The sequence below is a fragment of the Pseudotabrizicola algicola genome (assembly GCF_010915705.1).
GTDB lineage: Bacteria > Pseudomonadota > Alphaproteobacteria > Rhodobacterales > Rhodobacteraceae > Pseudotabrizicola > Pseudotabrizicola algicola.
Window position 1 is genome coordinate 693964 of the sequence record NZ_JAAIKE010000002.1, and the last position, 10311, is coordinate 704274.

At 61.1% G+C, this 10311-nt stretch carries 11 protein-coding genes; 7 read left to right on the forward strand and 4 right to left on the reverse strand.

The genetic code is table 11. The features are described from left to right. Positions 1 to 54: 54 nt before the first annotated feature. On the reverse strand, positions 55 to 1077 hold the full coding sequence (gene iolG, locus G3572_RS09865; protein WP_435530970.1) for an inositol 2-dehydrogenase: 1023 nt from the start codon (positions 1075 to 1077) through the stop codon (positions 55 to 57). 136 nt (positions 1078 to 1213) lie between these two features. Between iolG and G3572_RS09870 the strand changes: the two genes are divergently transcribed. Further along, entirely contained in the window at positions 1214 to 2215 is a 1002-nt protein-coding gene (locus G3572_RS09870; protein WP_164611242.1) for a LacI family DNA-binding transcriptional regulator, read from the forward strand. A gap of 6 nt (positions 2216 to 2221) precedes the next feature. Here the strand turns inward: G3572_RS09870 and G3572_RS09875 are convergent, their stop codons facing one another. Then, the gene (locus G3572_RS09875) at positions 2222 to 3052 is read right to left on the reverse strand and encodes an amidohydrolase family protein (RefSeq protein WP_164611244.1); all 831 of its coding nucleotides are present in this window, start codon (positions 3050 to 3052) and stop codon (positions 2222 to 2224) included. Positions 3053 to 3239: 187 nt separating this feature from the next. Here G3572_RS09875 and G3572_RS09880 point away from each other — a divergent pair, with 187 nt between their 5' ends. From G3572_RS09880 to G3572_RS09900, 5 genes are all read left to right on the forward strand, one after another. Next, positions 3240 to 4073, forward strand: coding sequence for a MurR/RpiR family transcriptional regulator (locus G3572_RS09880; protein ID WP_164611246.1), 834 nt, complete (start codon positions 3240 to 3242; stop codon positions 4071 to 4073). Between the two features lie 178 nt (positions 4074 to 4251). Further along, on the forward strand, positions 4252 to 5292 hold the full coding sequence (locus tag G3572_RS09885; RefSeq protein ID WP_164611248.1) for a TRAP transporter substrate-binding protein: 1041 nt from the start codon (positions 4252 to 4254) through the stop codon (positions 5290 to 5292). 14 nt (positions 5293 to 5306) lie between these two features. Beyond that, complete coding sequence (locus G3572_RS09890; protein WP_164611250.1) at positions 5307 to 5906, forward strand: TRAP transporter small permease subunit; 600 nt, start codon at positions 5307 to 5309, stop codon at positions 5904 to 5906. Continuing rightward, positions 5903 to 7210 (forward strand): TRAP transporter large permease, encoded by a 1308-nt coding sequence (locus tag G3572_RS09895; protein WP_164611252.1) that lies wholly within the window; start codon positions 5903 to 5905, stop codon positions 7208 to 7210. The genes G3572_RS09890 and G3572_RS09895 overlap by 4 nt, the downstream gene beginning before the upstream one ends. Beyond that, positions 7207 to 7929, forward strand: coding sequence for an aspartate/glutamate racemase family protein (locus tag G3572_RS09900; protein WP_164611254.1), 723 nt, complete (start codon positions 7207 to 7209; stop codon positions 7927 to 7929). The genes G3572_RS09895 and G3572_RS09900 overlap by 4 nt, the downstream gene beginning before the upstream one ends. A 64-nt stretch (positions 7930 to 7993) precedes the next feature. On the opposite strand, the gene G3572_RS09905 is transcribed toward G3572_RS09900, so the two are convergent. Both G3572_RS09905 and G3572_RS09910 read right to left on the reverse strand, forming a co-directional pair. Next, complete coding sequence (locus G3572_RS09905) at positions 7994 to 9091, reverse strand: hypothetical protein (protein ID WP_164611256.1); 1098 nt, start codon at positions 9089 to 9091, stop codon at positions 7994 to 7996. After that, positions 9088 to 9354: a spike base protein, RCAP_Rcc01079 family gene (locus G3572_RS09910; RefSeq protein WP_164611258.1), complete on the reverse strand. Its 267-nt coding sequence runs from the start codon at positions 9352 to 9354 to the stop codon at positions 9088 to 9090. Before G3572_RS09910 ends, G3572_RS09905 begins: the two co-directional genes overlap by 4 nt. Positions 9355 to 9711: 357 nt before the next feature. Between G3572_RS09910 and G3572_RS09915 the strand changes: the two genes are divergently transcribed. Then, positions 9712 to 10125 (forward strand): hypothetical protein, encoded by a 414-nt coding sequence (locus G3572_RS09915; RefSeq protein WP_164611260.1) that lies wholly within the window; start codon positions 9712 to 9714, stop codon positions 10123 to 10125. The last annotated feature ends 186 nt before the right edge of the window (positions 10126 to 10311 follow it).

Genomic DNA, 10311 nt, shown 5'->3' on the forward strand with positions numbered 1-10311 from the left:
TTCGCCAGCCCCGCCCCCGCGCGGCTTGCGCCGCACGGGCCGTGTTGCCAAATGTCAGCCCAGCATGTCGGGTGTGATCGCCACAGTCTCGCCGCTGTGCAGCGACCGCGTTGCGGCTTCGGCACAGGCCAGCGCCGCCACGCCTTCGCGCAAGGTCACCGGCATGGTGGCACCCGTGGTCACCGCCTCCAGAAACGCCGACCACTCTACCTCATAGGCGCGCATGTAACGCTCGAGGAAGAAGTGCAGGGGTTTGGCGCTGACGGCCCCCGCGGTGGTGATCTTCTCGACCGTGTTTTCCAGCACATTTCGCGCCGACAGCAGGCCCTTGGACCCAAGGACCTCGATCCGTTGGTCATAGCCGTAACCGGCACGGCGCGAGTTCTTGATCACGGCGATCCGCCCATCGGCCCAGACCATCGTCACCGCCGCCGTATCCACATCGCCCGCCGCGCCGATTTCCGGGGCCACCAGCGCCGCGCCATGCGCGGTAACCTTTGCGGGCGCGCCGCCAAACATCCAGCAGGCCATGTCAAAGTCATGGATCATCATGTCACGGAACAACCCGCCCGAGACCTTCACATAAGACACCGGCGGCGGTGCCGGATCGAAAGAGGTGATCGACAAGAGTTCGCCCGCGCCAATCTCGCCCCCATCAAATGCCGCCTTCAGTGCGGCAAAGTTGGGATCAAACCGGCGGTTGAACCCGATCATCACCGGGCGGCCATTGGCTTCGACCGCCGCCAGTGTTTTCAACGCCCGCTCCAGTGACAGATCCACCGGCTTTTCGCACAGCACCGCCTTGCCCGCCGCAGTCGCCCGCGTGATCAGGTCGGAATGGGTGTCTGTGGACGTGGCGATCAGCACCGCATCAATCGACGCATCGGCCAGAATATCCTCCACGCTGCGCGCTTCGGCCCCGATCTGCGCCGCCAGAGCCTGCGCCGCCTGCGCGTTCACATCGGCCACGGCGACCAAGCGGCTTGCGCTGGTGGCGGTCATGGATTTGGCATGGACCTGACCAATACGGCCAGCGCCCAGCAACGCAACCTTCAGCATCTGCATCCTCCCTCGAATCGCGCGCAGAATTTCTTTCACCGCAATCTGCCCATTTGTGCACGCGCGAGCAACAGATTTCCGCTCGCGCGTGCAAAAATGACGGGGCACGGCTCAAAACCCTTTCAGAGACAAGGGCGACGGGTTAACCTGCGGCATGGATGATCTGACAGGCAGCATAACGGCGGATGATGTGGCAGAGGCGGCGGGCGTGTCGCGCTGGACTGTCGCGCGCGCCTTCAAGAAAGATGCCTCGATCTCGCAAAAGACCCGTGAGCGGGTTCTGGCTGCAGCTGAAACGCTGGGCTATGCGCCCGATCTGCTGGCTTCGTCCTTGGCGTCCGATCGGTCCAATCTTGTTGCCATCATCACCAATGACTTCAGCAACCCTCACAAACTGGTGCTGCTGGAGCGTATGACCCGACTGCTTTCAGAGGCGGGATGGGCGACACTCCTGATCCACATGTCCGACAGTGAAGACGCCTCGGCTGCCCTTCTTGCGGCGAGCCAGCGGAGGGTAGATGCCGCCGTGGTCATCGGGACGAGATTTGACGACCGGATACTGGATACCGCCCTTGGCGCGCGGCGAGTCAAGAAGCTGGTTATCTTTGCGCGCTACAGCCAGAACCCAAACACGCTGACCATTGCCTGTGATGATGTGCAGGCCATGCGCCAGATCGCCGATCATGTTCTGGAACGCGGCTATCGGCGTCCGGTGTTTCTGGCGGGGCCAGACACACAGTCTGCCAAGCTGCATCGCAAGACTGCGTTTACCGACTATTGGCACCAGCGCACGGGAAGCACGGTGCCTGCGATCCACGCCAGCGCCTATGATTTCAGCCCCGCGATTGACGCTGTGGTGCAACTGATGTCTGACCCGAGCCCGATTGACCGCCCCGATGTGCTGGTCTGCGAAAACGATATTCTTGCCATCGGGGCAATGGATGCGCTGCGCTATCGTCTGGGCCTGCGGGTGCCGCAGGATGTGGCGGTAACGGGATTTGACGATGTGCCGCTCTCGGCCTCTCCCGCCTATGCGCTGACGACCTTTCGCCAGCCGATCACCCAGATGACGCAAAAGCTGATTGAAGTTCTGAACGGCACCTTGGCACATGATGTTCACCTGCCAGGCCGTTTTGTGCCGCGGCTGAGCAGTTGAAAGCGCCTAAATCTGCCAGATCCTGCGCGCGTTACCCTGAAACACCGCATCACGCTCCTCGGCGGAGAGTTCGGCCAACAGGGCGTGACTTGCCGCAACCCATTCCGGCAAATTGGAGTGCAGGGTGCACACGGGGCTATCCGACCCCCAGACAATCCGCGCGGGGCCAAAGGTGGAAATCACATGGGCAACCCACGGTCGCATCGTGCCAAACGTCCAGGCCCCGCCCGTATAGGCGGTGATGCCCGAAAGCTTGATGTTCACATGCGGCCGACGCGCGAGTTCGGTGATCTCTGCCGCCCACGGGTCAAATGCGCCGCCCTCAATATCCGGCACGCCGCAATGGTCGAGCACAAAGACAGTCTCGGGGCAGGCATCGACAAGCGCGCGCGCCAAGGGCAGTTGCCGCGCCAGCATCACAATATCAAATGGCAATCCCGCCCTGCCAAGCCGGCCGATATTTTTGCGAAACAACGGGGTCTGCGAGACATCATCTGGCACCACATGCAGAACGCGGCGCACACCCTTTACGACGCTTCGATCAACACGCTCCAGCCACGGGACGAAGGCGTCGGACTCTGGGCGCGCCGCCGAGATTGCGCCCCGGATCAGACTGCCCGGCTTTTGCATCAGATCGGCCACAAAGGCGGTTTCGGCATCAATATCAACCTCTGCAACGTCCACTTCCATATGCAGTGCGTCAGTGATGCCCATACACGCGGCGCTTTTGGCATACTCGTCGTATGTCCAGTCTCTGTTCAGGTGCGGGGCGCCTTCCAACCACGGATAAGACAGACGCTTGCGATCCACGAGATGCAGGTGCGTGTCAAAGATCATTGGCCAAAGCTCCCATTCTGCCGAACCGCATCGCCAAAGGGCGCTGCCGACTGCGGTGATACTTGACGCGATCCGGCCTGTCACATTTGAAGTTGCGATCCAAACGGGATTTGCCATCACAGCGCACCCTTCGCATTTTGCATCGGAGGTGATAGCGTGAAAATGAATTTGCAAGGATGGGTCGGGCATGGCGCGAGAGCCGCAGTTTCTTTCCCGCGTTCGCGCGGTGCTTGCCACGCTCGGCCCGGCAGAACGCAAGCTTGGCGATCTCGTGGCGGATTTTCCGGGCGAACTGGCGAGCTACAATGCATCCGAACTTGCGGCGTTGGCGGGGGTATCAAATGCCACGGTGACGCGCTTTGTCCGGCGCTTGGGCTATGCCTCTTACGAGGCCGCGCGGGTGGATGCACGGCAAGAGCTTGCGACGGGGTCGCGGCTATATGCCAATGTGGCAGCGGGCCTGACATCTGACGCGGCGACCTATGCCGAGCGAGATTGCCGGAACATCAGCCGAACCTTGGGCGAAATCGACGTGGCACGGCTGGACACATTTGCGATCGATCTGCTGCAGGCCCGAAAGGTCTGGTTGGTCGGTTATCGCGCCTCCGCCGCGTTTGCGGCCTATCTTCAATGGCAACTGACCCAAGTGATTGAACAAATCGTTGCCATTCCCGGTCCGGGGCAAACGATGGGCGAGCATCTGGCCAGCATGCGCCCAGAGGATATCGTGGTGTTTTTCGCAATGCGACGCCGCACCTCGCAGACGGACGCCCTGTTGCGGCAGATGCATGATCTGGAAGTGCCGGTGGTGATCGTTTCAGACGAGGGGATGCCGACCGACCCACGGGCGCGGTGGCATGTGCATTGTCAGACATCCTCGCCAGGGCCACTGTTCAGCCATACGGCGGTGATGGCCTTGTGCAGCCTGATCGCCAATCGCACCATCATTGCCGCCGACCGTTCCGGGCGCAGTCGGCTGGCCCTGATCGAACGGCTGAACGATTCTCTGGACGAGCTTTAGAAGCTGCCTGAAAGACGGGCAGAGAGCGCCGGGAGCCGCCGCAATATCCGTCAGAGCAGATTTTCATCTGAAAATCTGTTTTCGGGCAGGCAAATTTCTCGGTGATTTTGTGAAAATGTGTTTTCATAAAGTCACACGAATCGCCCGCCACTGAAAAAACAATCAACAGGAGGTCCACATGCTTCGCTCTTTGCTCATGACGGTCTGTGCCGTCGCGCCCGCAGTTTTGCCCGTTCAGGCTGTTGCAGACACGGTGACGCTGCGTGTCCTCGGTCAGCCGTCCGGCTCGGGCCTGATCGCGCAGCAAAAGGAGCTGCCCTATTTCGAGGCACTGGCCGAAAAGACGGGGCTGGACATCAAGATCGAATATCTGCCCGTTGATGTGGCCGGTATTCCCGATACCGACGGGCTGCGGGTCCTGCGCTCGGGTCTGTTCGACATTGTTTCGATCCGCGGTCCGCAGGTCAGCCGGGATGAACCCTCGGTCCTTGGCCTGGATCTGATCGGACAGAACACCAGCTTTGAGGCAGGGCGTGCGCATGTGGCGGCCTTCATGCCCTATGTGGACAGCCGTTTGCAGTCCGCCTTCAACGCCAAGCTGATCGGCATGTGGCCAGCAGGCCCGCAGGTCATTTTCTGCAAGCCGGAAGTTAACTCATTGGCCGATCTGTCGGGTCACAAGGTGCGCGTCGGGGATCAGTCGGCGGCGAACTTCATGGCGAAACTCGGTGCGACAGGTATCTCGATGCCGTTCGGCGAGGTGCAGCAATCGCTGGCGCGCGGCGTGGTGGACTGCGCGATCACCGGCCCCGCCTCGGCCAATTCGGGCGGCTGGCCGGAAGCTACGACAACGGTTTTGCCGGTGCCCCTGCAACTGGCCATGAATGGCTACGCCATCAACCTGCGCAGTCTGGACAAGCTTTCTGCAGAGGATCAGGCCACGCTGATCGCCGCGCTGGAAGAGTTGACCAATGAAATCTGGGATTTCTCGGAAGAACTGTATGATGATGCGATGCGTTGCAACACCGGCGCCACCCCCTGTGAGCGCGGCAAGCCCTATAGCCTGACTGCTGCACCGGTCTCCGATGCCGATCTGGCGGCGGTGTCGGCAGCGGTGACAGAGATTTCCTATCCGGTCTGGGCCGAGCAGTGCAATGCCGTGGCCGCCGATTGCGCCGAAACCTGGCAAGCGACGGTCGGCGCGCTGTTGGCCAAATAGGGAAGGGGGCGCGGATGGAACGGTATTCCCGCACCTTGGGCATTCTGTTCGGAGTGCTGATGCTTGTGCTCTCGGCGGTGATTACCGCCGAGACGCTGCTGCGCAAGCTGTTTTCGGTCAGTCTGGGCGGCATTGACGAACTGGGCGGCTACGCGATTGCGGTGGCCGCTCCGCTTGCGTTTACTGTGGCGCTGATCGGGCGCGGGCATATCCGCATCAATCAGGTAAGCCGCCTGTTGCCGCGCCGGGTGCAAGCGGTGCTGGATGTGGTGGCGGCGGTGTCTTTTGCCGCCTTGTCGCTGTTTTTCCTGCATTTTGCCATTCAGACCGTTATGGATACCCACACCTATAAATCCATCGCACAGACGCCTTGGGCAACGCCGCTGATCTGGCCGCAATCGGTCTGGCTGATCGCAACAGCCACCTTTCCGATTGCCGCCGTGATCTTTGCAGTTCGCGCGGTTGTGCTGCTGATGCGGGGCGACTGGCAGGGCATTGCGCGCGGCTATGGCACTGTGGGGGCCGCCGAGGAATTGCAGGAGGAACTGGAAGATCTGAAGCGCCGCGAGGTGGAGGCTGGTTTGCCCGGACGCGAAAAGGAGGTGCTGTCATGAGCATTGCAATTGTGGGCCTCGGGTTCGGGGCGATGCTGCTGCTGATGTTCCTGTCGATCCCGATTGCGGTGGCGATCATCGCGGTGGGCGGCTTCGGCGGCTGGATGATGTATGGCATGCCGCTGGTCGACATGATGGGCGGCGTGATCTGGTCGAGCCTGAACAGCCATTCGATGCTGGCGATTCCTCTGTTCATGCTTTTGGGTGAATTGCTGTTGCGCGGCGGGATTGCCGACAAGATGTATGATGCGATGGCGGTCTGGCTGTCGCGTCTGCCGGGCGGCTTGCTGCATTCCAACATCGCCACCTGCACCCTGTTTTCGGCGACTTCGGGGTCGTCGGTCGCGACGGCGGCGACGGTGGGCACCATCGCGCTGCCCGCGTTGCAGCAATACCGATATCCGGTGGGGCCGTCGCTTGGGTCGCTGGCGGCGGGCGGCACCTTGGGGATCCTGATTCCGCCCTCGATCAACCTGCTGGTCTACGGGTCCATCGCCAATGCGTCCGTCGGGCAGTTGTTTGCAGCGGGGATTGTGCCGGGCGTGCTGCTGGCGCTGCTGTTTTCCGCCTATATCGCGATTTTCCACGGCAGGGCAGGGGAGGAGGCCACCGAATTGGTGCGGATGCCGCTGCGCCAGAAGCTGGCGCTGAGCAAGCATCTGATCCCGCCGGTGGTGATCTTTGGCGTGGTGATGGGGTCGATCTATGGCGGGCTTGCGACACCCACGGAATCGGCGGCCATTGGCGTGATGATGTCCCTCGGCTTTGTGGCGCTTGGCGGGCAGTTGAGCTGGGATCTGCTGGCCAACTGCTTTTATCAGGCGGCGCGGACCAGTGGCATGGTGATGATCGTGCTGGTGGTGGCGCTGCTGCTGAATGTGACGATCTCGATGACCGGGGCGGCGCAGGCGGTGACGTCGTGGATTGCTGCCTATGATCTGGACCGGCTGACACTGCTTCTGGTGCTGCTGGTGTTCTATGTGATCCTTGGCACCTTTATGGATGCGATGTCGATGATGGTGCTGACGGTGCCGATCATGATGCCGGTCATCCTGGTGGCGGGGATTGATCCGATCTGGTTTGGCATCTTTGTGGTGATCATGTGCGAGATTGCGCTGATCACGCCACCGGTAGGGATGAACCTGTTTGTGGTGCACGGGGTGCGCACGGATGGCGGCAGCTATGGCGATGTGATCCGCGGGGCGCTGCCCTATGTGGTGGTGATGATGGGGTTCACCATCGTGATCATCCTCTGGCCCGGGCTGGTGATGTGGCTGCCCGATATTCTGGCGGGCCGCGGATGAGGGCGCAGGCAGAACCGCTGGAACGTGCGGCGACGGTGGCGCGACGCTTGCTGATCGTGAACCCCAACAGCAGCGCAGAGGTCAGCCGGCTGATCCACAAAACCGCACTCTCTGTGCTGCCAGATGGCGTCACGGCACGCGTGATTCAGCCCGCGCGGGGGCCGCTAGCGATCCAGACCTTGGCGGACCGGCGGGTTGCCGAACCGCTTGCACTCGACCTATTAGCAGCGCATGCCGATCATGATGCCTATGTGATGGCCTGTTTTGATGACATCGCTCTTGATCAGGCACGCGGCTTCCTTCAGGTGCCGGTGGTGGGGGCCGTTGAAGCCTCGGTCGCTATGGCCCGTCTCTTTGCGCGCCGCTTTGCCGTGGTGACCACGGTAGAAAGCGCGGTTCCGGGTATTTGCAGCGTGCTGCAGGGGCTAGGCGCCACTGGTCAATGCAGCGTGCGCGCGGCGGGTGTCGGTGTGACCGAAGCAGCAGATGGCGGCGACGCCGGAGGCGCGCGCATTGATGACGCTATAGAACGTGCGCGAAACATCGACGGCGCACAGGCGATCATACTGGGATCGGCGGGTCTGACAGGGCGCGCTGCGCAACTGGCGCGGCGGCACCGGATCGTGGTGATCGACGCGATGGAGGCCGCAGTGCGGCTGGCGGTGGCGGCGATAGGACTTGGCGGGGCAATTGGCCAATCCCAAGGCCACAGGCCGTAGCAGACGCGTGGATATCTTTTCACCTCGCCCGCAGCGCCCGTTCATCGGACGCTGCGGGCCGCTCTCATGGCCTCTTGGCATTGAACCATGCGGTCAGGCGCGCGGTTTCCTCCGCGCTCAGGGTGCGGTTGATGATCAGGCAGGCATAAAGCCGGGCCGGGCCGGGTATGGCAAAGGCACCCGAAATCGGCTGCCCTGCCTGAATGACCACGCCGGCATCTGTGGCTGACGCAACCGTGTAGTTCCCGGCGGGCAAGGTGACCAGCATGGCATCATTGATCTGATCGTTCAGCAGAGCAAAACGATGTGGCTGGCCCGCTTCGGTAATGTCTGCCGCAGACGTCACGCGCTGATAAGGGGTTGCGACACCGCCAAGTTCAAGCTGGGGCGCGGCCCAGGTGTTGGATCCTGTATTGATGGCGGATGAGCTGCTGCCCGACAACGCATGGTGCGCCGGAAAGATTGCAAAACTTGTGACAGCGTGACCCGCATCCAGGGTGAACGTCATCTTGACCTGCCAGTAGTCTTGCATGTCATCCACCGCAATCACCCGACTGCCATAAATCCATGAAGCCGTGGCCATAGTGGCGCCGGTCACCGTGTTGAGAACAAATCCGGCACTTTGAGAGGAGGTGCCATCAAAAATGTTCAACCGTGCCGAGGCTGCGGAAAGGGCGCTAACTTCCTTTTTCACCCGAACCGAGAGTGTATAGACACCAGCCACCTGACCCGAAGAAGGCAGCGTCAGGATTCCCGCTTCCCATTGCGCGGTGTTGTTGTCCGTCAGCCGGAACGCAGGTTCGCCGCCAAGGGACCCATCGGCACTTGTGTCCGGGGTGCCTTGTGGTGTCCAGCCTATCAAGTTGTCAGTCATGACAAGCAGGTTGCGTCGCCCGCCTAGCGGCCGCCGCGCGTAGAGCGGGCGCTGATCGGCAGAAGCCTGCAGCGCATGGATATTGTTGCCGCTCTTGTCCCGGATACGTCCAACCGCCTGCCCCGGTGCAAAGACCGGCACCATTCCCGCAGGATCCTGGGTCAGAGTTGCCAGATCGCCAGGGTCGAGCCATACCCCAAGATCACCGGGCCGGAACAGGCTGCGCGGTGTTCGGGCCGGACGCAAGGACTGAACCGATGCAATACCGCATCCGATGCTGACCCTCATGTGAGGACCAGGGCATGAATGCCGATCGCGGTCGTTCCCGCAGCGTTCACACGGCGCGTTGCAACGGGCAAGATTGTGAAGTCGGCAACCTCGACACTTCGGGTCTGATTTCGTTCGGTCACGAAGCTGATCACGCCGCCCCTCTCGACATAGAGGGCCAAAGCGACATGCGACAGGTCAACGGTATCGCTTGGCGTCACTGGCAAAATATCTGTCGCAGGTCCGCCCAGATCGGCGCTGCGGGACTGAAAAGGGTTGGTCATTATCGATCTCCTGATATCCACTCACGCTCCGACAAATGAGGGTCGGACGATGGACGGGACGATGGAATGAAAGGGCTAACGTTGGCTAAGCCCTGAGCGCGGTCCAAAGATGGCAAGCGATACGCAGCGCCCTGACCAGACAAGCCGCCCCTGTCAGGCAGTTGGCAAAACGCGTGAAAATTGTGCGTGCCAAGGTCAAATTGCGTTGTTTTGACCAAGGATTTGTAACGACTTGTGTGATTTTGACGAAACTTTTGGCAATACGCGCCTGCTCAAGGAATGTGCAGTGGAACGCGAGTGATGTTTGCGTTACTAAACCTTAAATTGATTCACGCGTCCCATGATAACGGGGGTGACATGTTCAAGACGGTTTTTTGTGCTGCCATTATTTCCTCTTCGGTTCTTCTTCCGGCACCATCTTCTGCCCAAACGGTCGCATTCGATGCAAATGCTGTGCGCACGGCCTGCGCCACATCATCTCTTGAATGTTTGGCCGCAGTGCGTGCTGCCATCGCTGGATTACGACAAGCCGGCTTGTCGATCGCGGCGCTGAATACGCAGCTCGGTATCCTTGCAGGAACAGCCCTTGGTGCTGCGGCGGCGCTTCCTGCAGCAGAGCGCACGGCCCTTGCGAATGTGCTTCGTGAGATTGCGGCGGCGTCCACTAACTCCGACCAGATCGCGAGCCTGACATCTTTGGCCGCGCAACTCGAAGCGGATGCTGCATCGGTCGATCTTACAGCTGTCGCGCAGGCATTCAGCGCCAACTAGGCGACGTGAACCGCAGGGCAGCGCGTTCGCGCCCCACTCTGCAAGACTTTATGACTTCTCGAATTTGAGCATTTGTTTGGACATTGACATGAAGAATTCGCAAACGGCTGCGACTGAAGCATTTCTGGATGGTGACGGTCTTTATCGGGGAGGGGCTGGTGCGTCTGGGGGTCGGGGGTCCGGGCG

Bases quoted from the DNA above. Each gene is read 5' to 3' on its own strand.
- G3572_RS09870 (WP_164611242.1), top strand. From the start codon at position 1,214: ATGGATGATCTGACAGGCAGCATAACGGCGGATGATGTGGCAGAGGCG.
- G3572_RS09875 (WP_164611244.1), bottom strand. From the start codon at position 3,052: ATGATCTTTGACACGCACCTGCATCTCGTGGATCGCAAGCGTCTGTCT.
- G3572_RS09880 (WP_164611246.1), top strand. From the start codon at position 3,240: ATGGCGCGAGAGCCGCAGTTTCTTTCCCGCGTTCGCGCGGTGCTTGCC.
- G3572_RS09885 (WP_164611248.1), top strand. From the start codon at position 4,252: ATGCTTCGCTCTTTGCTCATGACGGTCTGTGCCGTCGCGCCCGCAGTT.
- G3572_RS09890 (WP_164611250.1), top strand. From the start codon at position 5,307: ATGGAACGGTATTCCCGCACCTTGGGCATTCTGTTCGGAGTGCTGATG.
- G3572_RS09895 (WP_164611252.1), top strand. From the start codon at position 5,903: ATGAGCATTGCAATTGTGGGCCTCGGGTTCGGGGCGATGCTGCTGCTG.
- G3572_RS09900 (WP_164611254.1), top strand. From the start codon at position 7,207: ATGAGGGCGCAGGCAGAACCGCTGGAACGTGCGGCGACGGTGGCGCGA.
- G3572_RS09905 (WP_164611256.1), bottom strand. From the start codon at position 9,091: ATGAGGGTCAGCATCGGATGCGGTATTGCATCGGTTCAGTCCTTGCGT.
- G3572_RS09910 (WP_164611258.1), bottom strand. From the start codon at position 9,354: ATGACCAACCCTTTTCAGTCCCGCAGCGCCGATCTGGGCGGACCTGCG.
- G3572_RS09915 (WP_164611260.1), top strand. From the start codon at position 9,712: ATGTTCAAGACGGTTTTTTGTGCTGCCATTATTTCCTCTTCGGTTCTT.